16 protein-coding genes are annotated in these 16,844 nt (G+C 67.4%); 9 read left to right on the forward strand and 7 right to left on the reverse strand.

Going from position 1 to position 16,844, the window contains the following annotated elements; translation table 11 throughout:
* The first annotated feature begins 173 nt into the window (after positions 1–173).
* Together ACOXXX_RS02500 and rarD are read left to right on the forward strand one after the other, a co-directional pair.
* Positions 174–620, forward strand: coding sequence for a nuclear transport factor 2 family protein (locus ACOXXX_RS02500; RefSeq protein ID WP_422824968.1), 447 nt, complete (start codon positions 174–176; stop codon positions 618–620).
* Positions 621–679: 59 nt separating this feature from the next.
* Positions 680–1,597: an EamA family transporter RarD gene (gene rarD, locus ACOXXX_RS02505; RefSeq protein WP_422824969.1), complete on the forward strand. Its 918-nt coding sequence runs from the start codon at positions 680–682 to the stop codon at positions 1,595–1,597.
* On the opposite strand, the gene ACOXXX_RS02510 is transcribed toward rarD, so the two are convergent.
* Complete coding sequence (locus ACOXXX_RS02510) at positions 1,540–2,091, reverse strand: TIGR00730 family Rossman fold protein (protein ID WP_422824970.1); 552 nt, start codon at positions 2,089–2,091, stop codon at positions 1,540–1,542. The genes rarD and ACOXXX_RS02510 overlap by 58 nt on opposite strands.
* Before the next feature lie 123 nt (positions 2,092–2,214).
* On the opposite strand from ACOXXX_RS02510, the gene ACOXXX_RS02515 reads away from it, so the two are divergent.
* On the forward strand, positions 2,215–3,906 hold the full coding sequence (locus ACOXXX_RS02515) for a LysM peptidoglycan-binding domain-containing protein (protein WP_422824971.1): 1,692 nt from the start codon (positions 2,215–2,217) through the stop codon (positions 3,904–3,906).
* 12 nt (positions 3,907–3,918) lie between these two features.
* Here ACOXXX_RS02515 and ACOXXX_RS02520 read toward each other — a convergent pair whose 3' ends face one another.
* The 3 genes from ACOXXX_RS02520 to ACOXXX_RS02530 are packed head-to-tail and all read right to left on the reverse strand — an operon-like array spanning position 3,919 to position 6,426.
* A complete protein-coding gene (locus tag ACOXXX_RS02520) occupies positions 3,919–4,893 on the reverse strand; it encodes a threonine ammonia-lyase (RefSeq protein ID WP_422824972.1) in 975 nt (324 codons plus the stop codon).
* A 31-nt stretch (positions 4,894–4,924) separates the two neighbouring features.
* Positions 4,925–5,743 carry an alpha/beta fold hydrolase gene (locus tag ACOXXX_RS02525; RefSeq protein ID WP_422824973.1) on the reverse strand — a complete coding sequence of 273 codons (819 nt, stop codon included), beginning with the start codon at positions 5,741–5,743 and terminating at the stop codon, positions 4,925–4,927.
* Entirely contained in the window at positions 5,743–6,426 is a 684-nt protein-coding gene (locus ACOXXX_RS02530) for a haloacid dehalogenase type II (protein ID WP_422824974.1), read from the reverse strand. Before ACOXXX_RS02530 ends, ACOXXX_RS02525 begins: the two co-directional genes overlap by 1 nt.
* Before the next feature lie 187 nt (positions 6,427–6,613).
* Between ACOXXX_RS02530 and ACOXXX_RS02535 the strand changes: the two genes are divergently transcribed.
* Together ACOXXX_RS02535 and ACOXXX_RS02540 are read left to right on the forward strand one after the other, a co-directional pair.
* On the forward strand, positions 6,614–7,051 hold the full coding sequence (locus ACOXXX_RS02535) for an FKBP-type peptidyl-prolyl cis-trans isomerase (RefSeq protein ID WP_422824975.1): 438 nt from the start codon (positions 6,614–6,616) through the stop codon (positions 7,049–7,051).
* Between the two features lie 177 nt (positions 7,052–7,228).
* Positions 7,229–8,089: a hypothetical protein gene (locus ACOXXX_RS02540; protein WP_422824976.1), complete on the forward strand. Its 861-nt coding sequence runs from the start codon at positions 7,229–7,231 to the stop codon at positions 8,087–8,089.
* On the opposite strand, the gene metG is transcribed toward ACOXXX_RS02540, so the two are convergent.
* Positions 8,090–9,799, reverse strand: coding sequence for a methionine--tRNA ligase (gene metG / locus ACOXXX_RS02545; protein ID WP_422824977.1), 1,710 nt, complete (start codon positions 9,797–9,799; stop codon positions 8,090–8,092). It lies immediately after the preceding gene.
* 73 nt (positions 9,800–9,872) lie between these two features.
* Positions 9,873–11,096, reverse strand: coding sequence for an MFS transporter (locus tag ACOXXX_RS02550; RefSeq protein WP_422824978.1), 1,224 nt, complete (start codon positions 11,094–11,096; stop codon positions 9,873–9,875).
* 231 nt (positions 11,097–11,327) lie between these two features.
* On the opposite strand from ACOXXX_RS02550, the gene modA reads away from it, so the two are divergent.
* The 4 genes from modA (at position 11,328) to ACOXXX_RS02570 (ending at position 15,022) form a co-directional block, all read left to right on the forward strand.
* Positions 11,328–12,095, forward strand: coding sequence for a molybdate ABC transporter substrate-binding protein (modA, locus tag ACOXXX_RS02555; protein WP_422824979.1), 768 nt, complete (start codon positions 11,328–11,330; stop codon positions 12,093–12,095).
* Between the two features lie 15 nt (positions 12,096–12,110).
* Positions 12,111–12,806, forward strand: a complete 696-nt coding sequence (gene modB / locus ACOXXX_RS02560; RefSeq protein WP_422824980.1) for a molybdate ABC transporter permease subunit — start codon at positions 12,111–12,113, stop codon at positions 12,804–12,806.
* Positions 12,803–13,897, forward strand: a complete 1,095-nt coding sequence (modC, locus tag ACOXXX_RS02565; RefSeq protein WP_422824981.1) for a molybdenum ABC transporter ATP-binding protein — start codon at positions 12,803–12,805, stop codon at positions 13,895–13,897. The genes modB and modC overlap by 4 nt, the downstream gene beginning before the upstream one ends.
* Before the next feature lie 84 nt (positions 13,898–13,981).
* Positions 13,982–15,022: an aldo/keto reductase gene (locus ACOXXX_RS02570; protein WP_422824982.1), complete on the forward strand. Its 1,041-nt coding sequence runs from the start codon at positions 13,982–13,984 to the stop codon at positions 15,020–15,022.
* A gap of 21 nt (positions 15,023–15,043) precedes the next feature.
* On the opposite strand, the gene ACOXXX_RS02575 is transcribed toward ACOXXX_RS02570, so the two are convergent.
* Entirely contained in the window at positions 15,044–16,822 is a 1,779-nt protein-coding gene (locus tag ACOXXX_RS02575; protein WP_422824983.1) for an SLC13 family permease, read from the reverse strand.
* Positions 16,823–16,844: the final 22 nt, after the last annotated feature.

Consider the following 16,844-nt stretch of genomic DNA (forward strand, 5'->3'; position numbering starts at 1 on the left):
AAAGGAAGCGGCCAGGGGTGCCTGTCATCGCGCCACGGCAGGCGGGATGCTCCGGCAGAACTCCGCCCCGATGGATTGTCATTCCCCGGACGATCCAATAGGGCGGTGCCTTAAACGACTCCACAACTCTGACGGGACATGGCGTTCCGTTGGATCGCGCATGGCAGGGGCATATGGCCGAGCTGACATCCTTTATCGATGCCTTCCTGACCCGCGTCTGGGTGGGCAACGATGTCTCGGATCTGGACCGCGAGTATCAGGCTAATGCCGCGCTGACCGGGCTTGAGGATATGCCGCTTGACGGCATTGACGACTTCCTGCGGTTTCACCGGATGGTACAGGCGCAGTTCCGGCTGCTGAGCTACCGGACCCTGGCGTCGGTCGAGAATGGCGACTGGGTGTCGACCTTTGGCGAATTCATCGCCGCCGACCGGCAGACCGGTCAGCGCGGCACGGCCCGGGTGCACATGATCCTTCAGGTGAGCCGGGGCCAGATCGTCGGCGGGCACGTTCTTCTGGATTACCTTGGCTTTTTCGAACAGGTCGGGCGGCTTCCGGCCCGCACGCTGGACCGGTGCCTGCTTGATTCGAGCGGGCAGTGGCACACCCGTCGGCACTGACCCGTCTTGCCGCCCCGCGCCGCGCGGTCTAGGACGGGCCCGACAGGGGGGCAGCCAGTTTGAAAGAGATACGCGCCGGGGTGATGGCGATGATCGGGGCCTGCACGATCTGGGGCCTGTCGCCACTCTACTACAAGCTTCTGACCCACGTTCCGCCGTTCGAGGTGCTGGCCCATCGGACGCTCTGGTCGCTGGTGTTCTTTGCCGTGGTGCTGGCGGTGCAGCGCCGTTTGGGGGCGTTGCGCCTTGCCCTGTCGACCGGGCGGTCCGTCGCGCTTCTTGCGCTGGCGGGGCTGCTGATTTCGGCCAACTGGTTTCTGTTCATCCTCTCGGTGCAGATCAACCGCACAACCGAAACCTCTCTGGGCTATTACATGTTTCCGCTGGTCGCGGTGCTGTTCGGCGTGGTCTTTTTCGGCGAACGGCTGGGCCGCGCGCAGCGTTGGGCGGTGGCGCTGGCGGTTCTGGCGGTGCTGGTGCTGTCGGTGGGTCTGGGCGTGCCGCCGTGGATATCGCTGACCCTGGCCAGCACCTTCGGGCTTTACGGGGTGATCAAGAAACGGCTCGCCACAGGGGCGGTCGTTTCGGTCACGGCCGAGGTGCTGATCCTGTCGCCGCTGGCCGTCGGCTGGCTGTGGTATCAGCACGGGCAGGGGACGGCATCGGCCTTCGGCCATGATCTCTGGACCAGCGGGCTGCTGATGCTGTCGGGGCCGCTGACGGCGATCCCGCTGATCCTGTTTTCCTTTGCGTCGCAGCGGGTGGCGCTGACGACCGTGGGACTGCTGCAGTACATCAACCCGACGCTGCAGTTCTTCTGCGCCGTCGTGGTCTTCGGCGAACCCTTCGGACCGGTCAACGCCATTGCCTTCGCGCTCATCTGGGCGGCGCTTGCGATCTATTCGCTGGCGTCGATCCGTCAGGAAAGGGCGCGGCGCAGGGCCTCCATCGCCGCCGCCGCACCGCCGCAGGTCTGAACGTAGTCGAGCAGCGACGCTTCGGCGAAACCCTGGGCGACGATATGTTCCATGAGCGCGCTCAGCGGATCCCAATAGCCAGCGACATTCATCAGCAGGATGGGTTTCTGGTGCAGCCGCAGCTGCCGCCATGTCAGCACTTCGAAGAATTCGTCCAGCGATCCGGCGCCGCCCGGCATGACCACCACCGCATCGGCGTTCATCAGCATGACCTTCTTGCGTTCGTGCATCGTCTCGGTGACGACATATCGGGTGAGGTCGGTCTTGCCGACCTCCCAGTCGACAAGGTGCTGGGGGATCACGCCGAAGGTGTCCGCGCCGTCCGCCTGAGCTGCGCGCGCGACGCTGCCCATAAGGCCCACGTCCCCCGCGCCATAGACCAGCCGCCAGCCTTCCTGCGCGATCAGGCGGCCCAGGGCTTCGGCCTCCTGGGTGTAGGCGGGATCGACCCCGGCGCGCGATCCGCAATAGACACAGATGGATTTCATCGACATGGGGCGGGGTCCTGACGGGATTGGAATTTTGACCCCTGATAGCGCCCTTGCTATACACGCTCAACAGGGCTGATGCGCATCGGGGGATGTCTCAGGCTGCGGCCCGGTGATCGAAGGTATGGGATGAGCAAATTCGCATGGGCTGGTGGTCCGGTCGGTATGGCCCTGGGGGGCGCCGCCGCGGTGGCGGTGATCGTCGTCGGGCTTTACGCGACGAACCGCCTGACGGGAACACCCGAGGCGGAGGCGCCGCCCACAGTTGCCGTGGATGCACCTGCGTCTGATCCGGTCACTCAAGGCGATTCCGCGCCGGACACCACCGCTTCAACCGCTCCCGCCGTTTCCGAGCCTTCCGCGCAAACCGCCGCTGCGCCGGTTGTGCCTTCTCAGCCAGAGCAAGACACCGAGGGTCCCGACAGCGACAGGACCGCGGCCGCGCCTGTCGCCGCCCCGCCGACCGGCGATGATCCCGGCGCGCAGGCAGACGCAGACATCGCTGCCGCGCCGGTCACGCCCCCGCAGGCAGAGAGCGGCAGCACCTCGCGGGACGACACAGAAACCACCGACGCGCCAGAAACGGGCACGGGATCGGTCGTGGCCACGCAAGAAAACGAGACCCCCGCCGTTTCGGCCACCTCTGCCGACAACGCGCCGCCTGCCGAAGAAGAGGTTGCGGCCCTTTCAGTCGCAGAGCGCGCACCGCCCGCGACGGAAGCGAATGAGGCACCGGACCCCGAGGCCGATCTGGACGCGCCTAAATTCGATCTTGTGCGGGTCGAACAGGACGGCACGACGCTGGTCGCCGGGGCGGCTGCCGCTGCCAGCGCGGTGGAAATCCTGCTGGACGGGGAGCCGCAGGACAGCGTCGTGTCCGACGACGACGGCCGTTTCGTGAGCTTTCTGAGCCTGCCGCAAAGCGCTGCCGCCCGAGTTCTGACCCTGCGCATGACCGCGAAGGCGGGGGTCGTTACCTCGGCTGATCAGGTGATCATCGCGCCGATACTCGCCGCACAGCCGCCGATGCCGCAGTCGGGCGCCCTGGCCACGGCCACACCCGATCAGCGGCTGTCGCAGGCCCCGTCGCCCGCACGCGAAGGCCCCCGCGAACCCGACGCGCCCGATCCGGCGTCAGAGCCTGCGCAAACCACGCTTGCGAGTGACGCCCCGTCTGCGGACAGCGCCGCACCCGCCGCCCCGGATACCGTCGCAGCAGGCACGGCCCCCGGGCCTGTGACCGCGCCCTCTGACCCGGCCCCGCAGGCCAGTGCCCCGGCGGTGCTGCTGTCGCGCGCCTCTGGCGTCGAGGTGCTGCAATCGCCCGACGGCGACACCCCCAGGCCCGAGGCCACAAGCCGCGTCGCGCTGGATGCCATCACCTATGAGGATGACGGCGACGTGGTCCTGACCGGGCGGGGCGCGGGGCAGGACAGCGTGCGCATCTACCTGGACAACAAACCGATCACCACCTCGCGCATCCGCGCCGACGGGCGCTGGCGCGTGGCGCTGCCGAATGTGGAGACCGGCACCTATACGCTGCGGGTGGATGAACTCGCCCCCGACGGCAGCGTCACCTCGCGCGTCGAAAGCCCGTTCCTGCGCGAAGCCCGGTCGGTGCTGGCCGCCGCGGCGGCGCTGACCCCCGATGCGCCTGTGCAGGCGGTCACGGTCCAGCCGGGCAACACGCTGTGGGCCATCGCGCGGGATCGCTACGGCGAAGGCATCGCCTATGTCCGGGTGTTCGAGGCCAACCGCGACAGCATCCGCGACCCGGACCTGATCTATCCCGGGCAGGTCTTCAGCATCCCCGAGGACTGATCGCGCTCCGCGTCAGACCGGGAACCGCTGCAAGGCGGTGGCAAAGATATCCGCATCGACATTCCCGCCCGAGATTGTCACGATGACCGCATCGCCGGTGATCTCGTCGCCGTGAAACAGCGCCGCCGCCAGCGCCACCGCGCCGCCCGGTTCGGCCACGACGCGCAGGTGGCGGAAGGCCAGCGCCATGGCGTGCTGCGCCTCATCCTCTGTCACCACCAGCCCCGGACCGCAGAGCCGCGCCATGATCGGAAAGGTCAGATCACCGGGGTGCGGCGTCAGGATGGCATCGCAGAGCCCGGACGGTGGGGCCGTGTTCGACAGGATTTCCCCCGCGGCGAGCGAGCGAGCGACGTCGTCAAAGCCCTTGGGTTCCGCCGGCCGCACCCGCAGCCCCGGTGCGCGCGCTTCGAGCGCCAGCGCGATGCCCGAGGTCAGCCCGCCGCCGCCGCAGCAGACGATTACATCGGCTGTGCTCACCCCCACCTCCGCCGCCTGCGCCGCGATCTCGAGCCCCGTGGTCCCTTGGCCGGCGATGACCTGCGGCTCATCGAATGGCTTGATCAGTGTCAGCTGCCGCTTTGCCGAGAGCTGTGCGCCGATGGCGTCGCGATCCTCGGTCGCGCGGTCGTAAAGCACCACCTCGGCCCCCAGCGCGCGTGTGCCGTCGATCTTGGCGCGCGGCGCATCCTTGGGCATGATGATGACCGCGGGCACGCCGTGGCTGCGCGCCGCCAGCGCCACGCCTTGCGCATGATTGCCCGATGAAAAGGCGATGACCCCGCGGGCGCGCACCTGCGGGTCCAGCGCCGATACCGCCGACCAGCCGCCGCGAAACTTGAAGCTGCCGGTGTGCTGCAGGCATTCGGGTTTGACCAGCACCCGGCGCCCGGCGATGTCGTCCAGAAACGGCGAAGACAGCAGCGGCGTGCGCCGGACATGCCCCTGCAGGCGTTGGGCGGCGGCGTCGATCATGTCGATGTTCATGGGCGGGGTCCTGTTCCTTGCGTCCGCCTGGTCAGCGCATGCTGTCCAGCCAGGCGTTCAGCGCGGCGAGCGCCTCCGGTTCGTCCAGAAACGGGATGTGGCCGCGATCCGGGATCTCGGCGGCGATCATGTCGGGCCGCCGACGCTGCATTTCGGCGAAGGTCGCCGCGCTCAGCAGATCGGAATTGGCCCCGCGCAGGGCGCAAAGCGGCAGGCCCTCCATGGCATCGAAAAGCGGCCAGAGATCGGGCGCGGGCTGCGCGCCGGATTCCAGAACCGCGTCGCGCAGCTTCGGATCATAGGTGATCTGCAGGCCATTTTCGGTTTCCCGGAACAGCCTGCGCGACACCGCCTGCCAGCGCGCTGCCGGAACACCCGGAAAGGCCGGTTGCAGGGCAAAGGCGGCGGCGGCCTCGTCATGGGTTTTCCAGATCGGGTTGTTGCCGATGTAGTTCTTGATGACCTCAAGCCCGGCTTCGGCAATTTCTGGCCCGATGTCGTTGAGCGCGACACCGCGCAGCCGGTTCTTGGCGGTGGCGGCCAGCAGCATCGCGATCAGCCCGCCGCGCGAGGTGCCCAGAACCGCGGCCTTGTCGATCCCCAGATGGTCCAGCAGTTCCAGTGCATCGCGGCCTTCGACGGGGATGGTGTAGGTCTGGTACGGGGCGGTGTCGGACTGGCCGCGCCCGCGGTAATCCAGCCGGATGAGCCGCACATCGGTCAGATGGGGCGCGACATCGTCGAAATCGTGCCCGTCGCGGGTGAGGCCCGCGAGGCAGAGCACCGGCAAGCCGGCGCCGTCGTCGGTATAGTGCAGCGATAGGCCGTCGGACGTGGTGAAATGCGGCATCAGGCGGCAAGCTCCGGTATGGTGGACAGATCTGTCAGGACGTGTTGCGGGTGGTGGGGCAGGCGGTCCACCGGATCGCCTGCGCGGTTGACCCAGGCGGTGGCAAAGCCGTAGCCCGCAGCCCCGGCCGCGTCCCAGCCGTTGGAACTGACGAAGAGCACCTCTGACCGGTCGCAGCCAAAGCGCGCGCCGACCATGTCATAGACCCGCGCGTCCGGTTTGAAGATGCCCACATCCTCGACCGACAGCACCGCGTCGAGGTAGGTGCTGATGCCCGCGCTTTCGACCGCACCGTCAAGCATGTCGGGGCTGCCGTTGGACAGGATCGCGCAGACCTTGCCTTGCGCCTTGAGCGTGGCCAGCATTTTGGGCACCTCGGGATAGGCCGCCAGTTCCCAGTAAAGCGCCAAAAGCCGCTCGCGCAGCTCTGCGTCGCCACTCAGCCCGTGACGCTCCATCGCCCAGTCAAGTCCGTCCATGGTTACGTTCCAGAACGGCGTATGCTCGTGCGTGATGGCGCGCAGCCAGGTGTATTGCAACTGCTTGAGCCGCCAATCCTCGGCCAGCCTGGTCCAGACCGCCTTCAGCGCGTCGCGCCCGGGCTCGCCCGCGGCCACCCGCGCGGCGGCGGCGACGTCGAACAGCGTGCCGTAGGCGTCGAAGATACAGGTGGTGATCGGCATGACGTCCCCCTTGCGACTGGCCGCAGGGTGGCATGCGAAACGCCCGGGCGAAAGGGCAAAGACCACAGCCACGGCGCCCCGGTTTGCATTTTGGGTCTGCCATGCTTAGACTCTGTCCAGAGCGAGAGAACCCGCGCGCCGCGCGGCCTCTGAAAGCAACCCATTCCCAACAGAACTGGATATCCACATGACCGAAGTCAAAACGGGTGACACCGTACGCATTCACTATACCGGAACACTGTCCGACGGCAGCACCTTCGATTCCAGCGCGGGCCGCGACCCGCTTGAGTTCGAAGTGGGCTCGGGCCAGATCATCCCCGGCCTCGACAAGGCGATCCCCGGCATGACCGTGGGCGACAAGAAAACCGTCGAGATCGTCGCGGACGACGCTTACGGCCAGCCCAACCCCGAGGCACGCCAGGCGGTGCCGCGCGCCGAGATTCCCGCCGACATTCCGCTTGATCCCGGCACGCAGCTGCAGGTGCAGACTCCGACCGGGCAGGTGATGCCGGTGACCGTGGTCGAGGTGACCGATGCCGAGGTGACGCTGGATGCCAACCATCCGCTGGCGGGCAAGGACCTGACCTTTGACATCGAACTGGTCGAGATCGCCGGAGCTGCGTGATCCGATTGTGTGGCCACGGGCCACGCTGGTTTGATCCGAAAAACGCCGGGCCCTGCGGGGTCCGGCGTTTTTGCGCGGTGCGGGCGGCGTCGCCGGGGCCCTGAGGCGCGGGTTGACATGGCCTGCCCGCCTTCGGACAAGTGGGCGCTGATGCCCTTGGCGAAGGAACCCGCGCTCATGCCCCCCCAACCCCGCGCCCGTACCGGTGACGGCCTCATCCCCGCGGTTCGTGGCGAGGGGATGCTGTTCGACGACCCGCGCCCCCTGGTGTTCGCAGATTTGCCGGTGGTTGTTTCCTGGTCGCCCAAATCGGCCTGCACCCATGTGCTGACCTGGTTTCTGGCGCAGGAGGGGCTGGTCGACGCGGCGGCCTATTTCGACCCCTGGCCGCACGAATTCCGTGGCAAGGTCTATTACCGCAGCCGCAGCTACCGCGTGGCGGCGACGCGGCTTCTGGACAGTGGCGGGGCGGGGCACACGATGATCCGCATCACCCGCGCGCCGCAAAAGCGGCTGGTGTCGATCTTTCGCCATGCCCTGCGCACAGGGTTTCTGCGCGCGGACCTGGATGCGGCGCTGGGCCGCGACACCGCCGCGACGGGCGTGTCGCTGCGCGAATTCGGAGCCCATCTGCGCGGCCAGGCGCTGGTCACCCCGAGCGCGGCGAACGTGCATCTGCGCGCGCAGTACCACCCGGTCTGGGATCTGGCATTCGACCGCGTGATCACGCTCAACATGGATGAAAGTGACCTCGATGCCGGGCTGGCGGCGATCGAGGGCGATCTGGGCCTGCCGCACCGGCGGCCCGCGGATTTCGCGTATTTCAGGGCCGTGAAAGACCGCCATTACAGCCGGGACATGCCCTGGACGGCAAGCGGCCCGGTCGAGGAGGCGCGGCTGGGGGCCGAGTCGGGGGCGGATTTTCCCAAGTCGGCGCTGGAGCGGACCGCGCTGGCCATAGAACTGGCGCAGGAACTGCACGCCGTCGACATGGGCCGCGTTGCGACCGGCGACAGCGCCGGGCGGCTATTCCGGTGATCAGCGGGTGCCCGAGAACCGGGCCTGCCAGTCTTCGCGCTCCGCGTCGGTGATCTTGCGGAAGGTGACCTCGGGCACGTCGAAGGCATGGCCTTCGGGCAGGGCGGTCAAAGCGGACTCCACATCGTCGGGCCAGCCTGCGTTCTCCGCCTTCATCGCCGCCAGCAGTTCGGCCGAGGCGTCGGGGATGAAGGGCGCAGAGATGATCGCGTAGAACCGGATGAGGTTCAGCGCCAGCCGGATCTGCATCGCGGCGGCCTCGGGGTCGGTCTTGATCGTGGTCCAGGGCGCGACCTCTTGCAGGTACTGGTTGCCGTCGGCCCACATTTCCCGCAGCGCCGCCGCGGATTTGCGCACCTCGATACCGTCCATCAATGTCTGATAGGCGTCGAACCCGTTCTGAATGTCGTTGATCAGCTGGCGTTCATGCGGCCCCCATGCGCCGCCCTCGGGCACCGCCTCGCCGAACTTGGAGCGGCAGAACTTGGTCACGCGGCTGGCGAAGTTGCCCAACACATCGGCGAGATCCTTGTTCACCGACGACTGGAAATTCTCCCAGGTGAATTCGGCGTCCGAGGATTCGGGCGCATGGCTCAGCAGCCACCAGCGCCAGTAGTCCGCAGGCAGGATGTCCAGGGCCTGATCCATGAACACGCCGCGCCCGCGCGAGGTGCTGAACTGGCCGCCTTCGTAATTGAGGTAATTGAAGCTCTTGATGTAATCGACCAGCTTCCATGGCTCGCCTGATCCCAGGATCGTCACCGGGAATGACAGCGTGTGAAACGGCACGTTGTCCTTGCCCATGAACTGCGTGTAGCACACGTCGTCGGCCCCCTTGTCGGTGCGCCACCAGCGGGCCCAGTCGGTGCCCTTGCCCGCATCGACCCATTCCTGCGCGCAGGCGATGTATTCGATGGGAGCATCGAACCAGACGTAGAAGACCTTGCCTTCCATCCCCGGCCAATCCTGATCGCCGCGCTTGACCGGCACGCCCCAGTCCAGATCCCGGGTGATGCCGCGATCCTGCAGCCCGTCGCCGTCGTTGAGCCATTTCTTTGCGATCGAGGTGGTGAGCACCGGCCAGTCGGTCTTGGTGTCGATCCAGGCCTGCAATTCATCGCGCATCTGCGACTGGCGCAGGTAAAGGTGCTTGGTGTCGCGCATTTCCAGGTCGGTGGCGCCCGAAACGGTGGAATGCGGGTTGATCAGATCGACGGGGTCGAGCTGCTTGGTGCAGTTGTCGCATTGATCGCCGCGGGCGCTCTCGAACCCGCAGTTGGGGCAGGTGCCTTCGATATACCGGTCGGGCAGATAACGCCCGTCAGTGGGCGAATACATTTGTGTCTCGCTCACCTCGCGGATCAGGCCGCGATCGGCCAGCACCCCGGCGAAATGCTGGGTCAGCGCGTGGTTCTGCGGACTGGAGGACCGCCCGAAGTGATCGAAGCTGAGGCGGAAGCCCTTGGCGATTTCCGCCTGAACGGCGTGCATTTCGCGGCAGTATTCGGCCACCGGCTGGCCTGCCTTTGCGGCGGCCAGTTCTGCGGGGGTGCCGTGTTCGTCGGTGGCGCATAGAAACAGCACCTCGTGCCCGCGCGCGCGCAGGTAGCGGGCGAACAGATCGGCGGGCAACTGAGAGCCCACGAGGTTACCAAGGTGCTTGATCCCGTTGATATAGGGAATGGCAGAGGTGATGAGGTGGCGTGCCATATGGGTCGTCCCGCGTGCGTGCGTTTCGAGTGCTTTAGCGGATGTGGCGGGCGCTGGCCAGTGGGCGCGGCCGTCAGTCCCTGTCGCGGGCGCGGCCCATCAGGCGCCCGATCAGGAAAGAGGTGCGCGGGGCATAGACGTAGGGCGTGCGATCCGCTGCCGCGGGGCGCGCGCGCATCCGGACAAGGCCAAAGACCACCAGCACCGCATGGCCCGCGGCGATCAGCACAAAGAGCGCGGGCGGGCCGAAAGCCGTCATCAGCACCGAGGCCACGTAGGGTGCCGCGATGGCCCCTACCGCGTACCAGAACATCAGTGCCGCCGAGAGCTCCACCCGCTCGGAATCGGCGGCAAAGTCATGCGCATGGGCGGCGGCCACCGAATAGATCGGAAAGGTCGTCAGGCCGAAGAGCCCGGCCATCAGCAGGATCCCCAGCGTATCCAGCCCGGTCATCATCGCGGTGGCGGTACAGCTGAGGATCGCCGCCCCCGACAGCCAGATGAGCACCCAGCGGCGGTCGAATTTGTCGGCCAGCCAGCCGACGGGATATTGCGAGAGCGCACCGCCCGCCACGAAGGCGGCCAGGAAGATGGCGATCTGATCGACGTCGAGGCCGACGCCCTGACCGTAGACCGGGCCGACCATGCGGAAACTTGCCGAACTCAGCGCCGCGACGATCACCCCGGCGGCGGCGAGGGGTGAGCGGTCAACGGCCAGACGCGGGCGCAGGCGCGGGGCGGTGGGCGTTTCGGGCTGCGGCGATGTGGTCAGCGCCAGCGGCAGGATCGCCGCACAGCACAGCAGCGCCAGGATGTTGTAGCTGACGTAATGCGCAGGCTCCAGCACCCCGATCAGAAGTTGCGCCACCAGCGACGCGCCCATATCCGCCACCCGGTAGCTGCCCATCGCGCGGCCGCGAGTCTCGTTCGTAACCTTGGCCTGCATCCACGCCTCGATCACCGTGTAGCACCCCGCGACGCAAAGGCCCGAGGCCACGCGCATCAAGGCCCAGGCATAGGCGTCGAGGATCAGCATATGCGCCAGCAATCCGATGGCCCCGGTTGCGGTGAAGGCGGCGAAGGCGCGGGCGTGGCCCACCGACCCCATCAGCCGCGGCGCGAACCAGCAGCCCACGAAGAAGCCGACGAAATGCGCCGACCCCAGCAGCCCGATTTCGGCGCTGGTAAAGCCAAGTGCAAAGCCTGAAATCGCGTCAAGCGGACCCACGCCGCCCGAACTGAGCTGCAGCAGGATGACCGACAGGAACAGGGCCGCAAAGGACAGGGGCAGGCGCATGCCCGCTTTAGGGCATGAAGGGCGCGGCGTGGCAAGGCGGGATGCGACCTTTGATCCGTCGTTTTGAGCACCTTGGCGGGGTGGGCCGTTTTCCTCGAGGAAAACGGATCGGAAATCTTGAGATTTCCGCCGCACCCGGATGGACCGTTGCGGCAACGGGGCAGACCAAAGACCTGTTGCGCCTTTCGCCCCGCTTTGCCACCAAGGCGCAGGCGGAAGGAAAGGGCGGGGATGATCGCAAGGCTGATGGCGTTGATCGTGGTGCTGGCACTGGCGGGCACCGCGCAGGCGGAACGGCTGACCGTGTTTGCCGCCGCGAGCCTTGGCGACGCGCTGCGCGAGGCGGCCGATCTCTGGCAGGACGAGACCGGCGATGTGGTCACGCTGGTGCCTGCGGGCAGTTCCGCGCTGGCGCGGCAGATCGCGGCGGGCGCTCCGGCGGACCTTTATATCTCGGCCCATCCCGGCTGGATGGACTGGCTGCAGGAACGTGAGTTGATCCGCGCCGACACCCGGCGCGACCTGATCGGCAACAGCCTTGTGCTTGTCGGCCATGGCGGGGCGCGGATAGCCCCGCGCGCGATCACGGCCAAGACCGACATCGCGGCACTGCTGCCACATGAGGCACGACTGGCCATGGCGCTGGTCGATGCGGTGCCCGCGGGCCTCTACGGCAAGGCAGCGCTGGTCTGGCTGGGCCAGTGGGAGAGTCTCGCCCCGCATGTAGCGCAGGCTGACAACGTGCGCGCCGCCCTGGCGCTCGTGGCGCTGGGCGAGACGCCGCTTGGCATCGTCTATGCCACCGACGCCGCCGCCGAGCCGCGCGTGCATGTGCTCGGCACCTTTCCGCCCCAAAGCCACCCGCCGATCCGCTATCCCGCGGCCGTGACGGCAGAGACCCCGGTGCCCGATGCGGCGGCGGCCTTTCTGGACTGGCTGGCAGGACCCGAGGCCGGGCGGATCTGGGCCGATCATGGCTTTGTCGCGCCGCCCGGGTAGGTTAGAGCATCAGGCATGGAATTTCTGGGCCCAGAGGAATGGCAGGCGGTGGCGCTGTCGCTGAAGGTCGCGTTCTGGGCAACGTTGGCGTCGTTGCCCGTGGGCCTGGGTGTGGCGATGTTGCTGGCGCGAGGCCGCTTTCCCGGGCGGCAGGTGCTCAACGGGCTGGTGCATCTGCCGCTGATCCTGCCGCCGGTGGTGACCGGTTACCTGCTGCTCTTGACCTTCGGGCGGCGCGGCCCGGTGGGCAGTCTGCTGGCTGACTGGTTCGGCATCGTGCTGGCGTTTCGCTGGACCGGTGCGGCGCTGGCCGCCGCGATCATGGCCTTTCCGCTGATGGTCCGCGCCATGCGGCTGGCGATCGAGGCGGTCGATCCCAAGCTTGAGGATGCGGCCGCCACGCTGGGCGCATCGCGGCTGCGCGTCTTCACCACCGTGACCCTGCCGCTGATCGCGCCGGGCGTGATTGCGGGGGCGGTGCTGGCCTTTGCCAAGGCAATGGGCGAGTTTGGTGCGACCATCACCTTCGTATCGAATATCCCCGGCCAGACCCAAACCGTCCCGTCGGCGATCTATGCCTTTCTGCAAGTTCCGGGCGGCGAAGACTCGGCGCTGCGGCTGGTGCTGGTGTCGGTGGGCATCGCCATGGCGGCGCTGGCGCTGTCGGAATGGCTGGCCCGCCGCGTGGCGCGCCGGATCGCGGGCAAATGAGCCTGAGCGTCGATATCCGCCACCGGCTGGGCAGCTTTGCCCTCGATGTGCAGTTCGATGCCCCGGACGGCGTCACGGTGCTGTTTGGCCGCTCGGGTTCGGGCAAGACGTCTGTCATCAATGCGGTGGCCGGGCTGCTGCGCCCCAAGGCCGGGCGGATCACGCTGGGCGAGCGTGTGCTTTTCGATGCGGCATCGCGGACGCATGTCCCGGTGCACCGGCGGAAGCTGGGCTATGTGTTTCAGGAGGCGCGGCTCTTCCCGCATCTGACGGTCCGCAATAACCTGCTGTATGCCCGCCGGGTGCAGGGCAGGGCGTCGGACGACGGGCTGGACCGGATCGTCGACCTTCTGGGGCTGGACGCGCTGCTGGACCGCCGGCCCGGCGCGCTTTCGGGGGGCGAGGCGCAGCGCGTCGCCATCGGGCGGGCGCTGCTGGCCGATCCGGCGATGCTGTTGATGGACGAACCGCTGGCCGCGCTGGATGGCGGGCGCAAGGCCGATATCCTGCCCTACCTCGAACGCCTGCGCACAGAGGCCGGCGTGCCGATCCTTTACGTCAGCCACAACATGGCCGAGGTGGCGCGGCTGGCGACCCACGTGGTGGCGCTCGACGATGGCAAGGTCATGCAGGCCGGGCCTGCGGGCGATATCCTTGCCGATCCGGGGCTGGTCCGGGTCATGGGCCTGCGCGACGCAGGCGCGGTGCTGCAGGCGCGGGTGCTGCGCCATGCCGATGACGGCGTGACCGAATTGCAGGTGTCCGGCGGCGTGCTGTGCCTGCCGCAGGTCGAGGCGCAGGTCGGCAGCGACCTGCGGGTGCGCATTCTGGCGCAGGACGTGATGCTGGCGACCGAAGCGCCGCGCGGGATCTCGGCGCTGAACATCCTGCCGGTGACCGTCCTGACCCTGCGCCGGGGCGATGGGCCGGGGGTGATCGTTCAGTTGCAGGCCGGTGACGACCGGCTTCTGGCGCGGATCACCCGGCGCAGCGCCGATGCCCTGGGGCTGAGGCCCGGCACCGCCTGCCACGCGGTGCTGAAATCGGTGGCGGTTGCGCCCACCGATATCGGGCAGGGCGTGCAGGTCTGAGCCCTGACCTTCGATTTCCGGCGCAGGGCTTGCAAGGCCGCGCGGCGCGGTTAGGTTGCCGCCAAGCAACAAGGAAGATCGCAGATGAAAATGAACCCGCTGGGCCGCACCGGGGTGCAGGTTTCCGAACTTTGCCTGGGCACCATGACCTTCGGCACCCAGACCAAGGCCGACGAGGCGCATGCCCAGATGACGCTGGCGCTGGACGCGGGCATCAACTTCATCGACGCGGCCGAGATGTACCCGGTGAACCCCATCCGCAAGGAAACCGTCGGCCTGACCGAGGAAATCCTGGGCGACTGGTTCGCCAGGACCGGGCGGCGCGACGACTGGGTGCTGGCGACCAAGCATTCCGGCGAGGGCAGCATCGCCCGCGACGGCGAGCCGATCAGCGCAGAGTCGATCCCGCGCTGCATCGAGGCGTCATTGAAGCGGCTCAAGACCGATGTGATCGACCTTTACCAGTTCCACTGGCCCAATCGCGGGTCCTACATGTTCCGCAAGAACTGGCGCTTTGATCCGTCAGGGCAGGACCGCGCCGTCACGGTGCAGCACATGCACGACGCGCTGGGGGCGCTGGCGCGCGAGGTCGAGCGGGGCACGATCCGGCACTTTGGCCTGTCCAACGAAAGCACCTGGGGCACGGCGATGTGGCTGCGCATCGCCGAAGAAACCGGCGGCCCGCGCGTCGCGTCGATCCAGAACGAGTATTCGCTGATGTGCCGGATGGCCGACACCGATCTGGCCGAGCTGATGGTCAACGAGGATGTCGGCCTCTTGCCGTTCTCGCCGCTGGCGGCGGGGCTTCTGACCGGGAAATACCAGAACGGTGCGGTGCCCGACGGCTCGCGCATGTCGATCAACGGCGATCTGGGCGGCCGCAAGTCGGCCCGCGCCTTTCCGGCGGTCGAGGCCTATCTGAAAGTCGCCGCCGATTTCGGCATCGACCCGATCCATATGGCACTGGCGTGGTCGGCGCGGCGGCCCTTCGTGGCCTCTTCGATCTTTGGCGCGACAACGATGGACCAGCTGCGCCACATGCTCGGCGCCGCCGATGTCACCCTGTCCAACGACTTGCTCGAGGCGCTGGACACCACTCACATGGCGCATCCGATGCCGTACTGAGGGGCGCGCCCCGCGGGGTCGTCAGAGCGGCCAGAGGATCGGGATCATCACCGACGCGAGCACGCCGATGGTCAGGTTCATCGGGATCCCGATCCGCAGGAAATCGCTGAAGCGGTAGCCGCCCGGGCCGTAGACCATGGTGTTGGTCTGATAGCCGATCGGGGTGGCAAAGCTGCACGAGGCCGCGACCATCACCGCCACCACCAGCGGGCGCGGATCGACGCCGATGGCCTGCGCCAGCGCGATGGCGATTGGGGTCACTACCACCGCGACGGCGTTGTTGCTGACCAGCTCTGTCAGGGTCGAGGTCAGCACGAAGACCGCCGCCACCACCAGCACATGCGGCAGGCTTTCCAAAGCCGGTGCGATGGCACCCACGATGAGTTCCACCGCGCCCGAGGATTCGAGCGCCGCCCCGATGGCCAGCATCGCGAAGATCAGCGCCAGAAGCTGCCCCTCGACATAGGAAAACGCCTCGTCCGCGTCGATGCAGCGGGTCAGCAGCACCACCGCGACGGCGATCACCGCCAGCGCCAGGATCGGCGCCACACCGATGGTCGACAGGATCACGATGCCCGCCAGCGCCCCCAGCGCAATCGGCGCATGGCCGCGCCGGTAGGCCCGGGCCGAGGGTTGCGAGACGTCGACAAGGGCCATTTCCTCGGCCAGGCGGCGGATATCTGCGGGCGCGCCTTCCAGCAGCAGCGTATCGCCGACGCGGACCACCAGTTCGTCCAGCTGCCGCCCGATGTTCTGGTTGCGCCGGTGCACGGCCAGCGGATAGACGCCGAACCGGCGCCGCAGACGCAGCGCGCCCAGGCTGCGTCCGACCATGCGGCAGCCGGGGGTGATCAGCACCTCGACCGTCGTGGTTTCGACCGCGCTGACCTGATCCACGCGCTTGAGCTGCTTGTTGCTTTGAAGGCTCAGAAGTTCGGTCATCTGGGTGCGCAGCACGACCCGGTCGCCGACCTGCAGGGTCACGCCCGAAAGGTTGCGCCGCAGGGATTCGTCGCCGCGGATCACGTCGATCAGCCGTACGCCTTCGCGCTTGAAAAGCTGCACGCTCAACACCTCGCGGCCGATCAGGTTGCTTTCAGGCGGGATCACGGCCTCGGTGAAGAATTTCATCCGGCTGCGGTCCGACAGCATCCCCGCCATGCTGGTGCGGTCGGGCAGCAGATAGCGCCCGGCAATGGCCAGATAGATCATCCCGCCGATGACAAGGATGATCGCCAGCGGCGTGACTTCGAAGATGGTGAAAGGCTCCAGCCCCTTTGTGCGCGCCACACCATCGACCAGCAGGTTGGTCGAAGTACCGATCAGCGTCGTCGTGCCGCCCAGGATCGCCGCGTAACTGAGCGGAATCAAAAGCTTGGACGGCGCAACGCCCAGCGATTTGGCCAGTTGCACGAAGATCGGCAGCATCACCACCACGACGGGCGTGTTGTTCATGAAGGCCGAGGCGATGACCACGACCAGCATGATTCCCGCCATTGCCGTCACCGGGCGCTTTTGCACCTGGCTTTGCGCGACGGTGGTAAAGGCATCCAGCGCCCCCGTGCGCACCAGCGCGCCCATGACGATGAACATTGCCGCGATGGTCCAGGGCGCGGGATTGGACAGCACCTCGAGCGCGGCGCCATAGGGCAGCACCCCCAGCGCCAGCAGCACCGCCGCGCCACCGATGGCCACCACCTCGGTCGGGTAGGTCTCGCGCACGAAAAGCGCGAACATCCCCCCGACGACCGCAATGGTGATCAGAGCCTGCGCGGTCTGGCTCAATTCGATGAACTGCATCTGATCCGGCTGCCCTTTATGC

The organism is Thalassococcus sp. BH17M4-6 (assembly GCF_049323015.1).
Taxonomy (GTDB): domain Bacteria; phylum Pseudomonadota; class Alphaproteobacteria; order Rhodobacterales; family Rhodobacteraceae; genus Puniceibacterium.

Bases quoted from the DNA above. Each gene is read 5' to 3' on its own strand.
- modA (WP_422824979.1), top strand. From the start codon at position 11,328: ATGATCGCAAGGCTGATGGCGTTGATCGTGGTGCTGGCACTGGCGGGC.
- ACOXXX_RS02530 (WP_422824974.1), bottom strand. From the start codon at position 6,426: ATGCCGATCACCACCTGTATCTTCGACGCCTACGGCACGCTGTTCGAC.
- ACOXXX_RS02535 (WP_422824975.1), top strand. From the start codon at position 6,614: ATGACCGAAGTCAAAACGGGTGACACCGTACGCATTCACTATACCGGA.
- metG (WP_422824977.1), bottom strand. From the start codon at position 9,799: ATGGCACGCCACCTCATCACCTCTGCCATTCCCTATATCAACGGGATC.
- ACOXXX_RS02510 (WP_422824970.1), bottom strand. From the start codon at position 2,091: ATGTCGATGAAATCCATCTGTGTCTATTGCGGATCGCGCGCCGGGGTC.
- modC (WP_422824981.1), top strand. From the start codon at position 12,803: ATGAGCCTGAGCGTCGATATCCGCCACCGGCTGGGCAGCTTTGCCCTC.
- ACOXXX_RS02525 (WP_422824973.1), bottom strand. From the start codon at position 5,743: ATGCCGCATTTCACCACGTCCGACGGCCTATCGCTGCACTATACCGAC.
- ACOXXX_RS02575 (WP_422824983.1), bottom strand. From the start codon at position 16,822: ATGCAGTTCATCGAATTGAGCCAGACCGCGCAGGCTCTGATCACCATT.
- modB (WP_422824980.1), top strand. From the start codon at position 12,111: ATGGAATTTCTGGGCCCAGAGGAATGGCAGGCGGTGGCGCTGTCGCTG.
- ACOXXX_RS02550 (WP_422824978.1), bottom strand. From the start codon at position 11,096: ATGCGCCTGCCCCTGTCCTTTGCGGCCCTGTTCCTGTCGGTCATCCTG.
- ACOXXX_RS02570 (WP_422824982.1), top strand. From the start codon at position 13,982: ATGAAAATGAACCCGCTGGGCCGCACCGGGGTGCAGGTTTCCGAACTT.
- ACOXXX_RS02540 (WP_422824976.1), top strand. From the start codon at position 7,229: ATGCCCCCCCAACCCCGCGCCCGTACCGGTGACGGCCTCATCCCCGCG.
- ACOXXX_RS02500 (WP_422824968.1), top strand. From the start codon at position 174: ATGGCCGAGCTGACATCCTTTATCGATGCCTTCCTGACCCGCGTCTGG.
- ACOXXX_RS02520 (WP_422824972.1), bottom strand. From the start codon at position 4,893: ATGAACATCGACATGATCGACGCCGCCGCCCAACGCCTGCAGGGGCAT.
- ACOXXX_RS02515 (WP_422824971.1), top strand. From the start codon at position 2,215: ATGAGCAAATTCGCATGGGCTGGTGGTCCGGTCGGTATGGCCCTGGGG.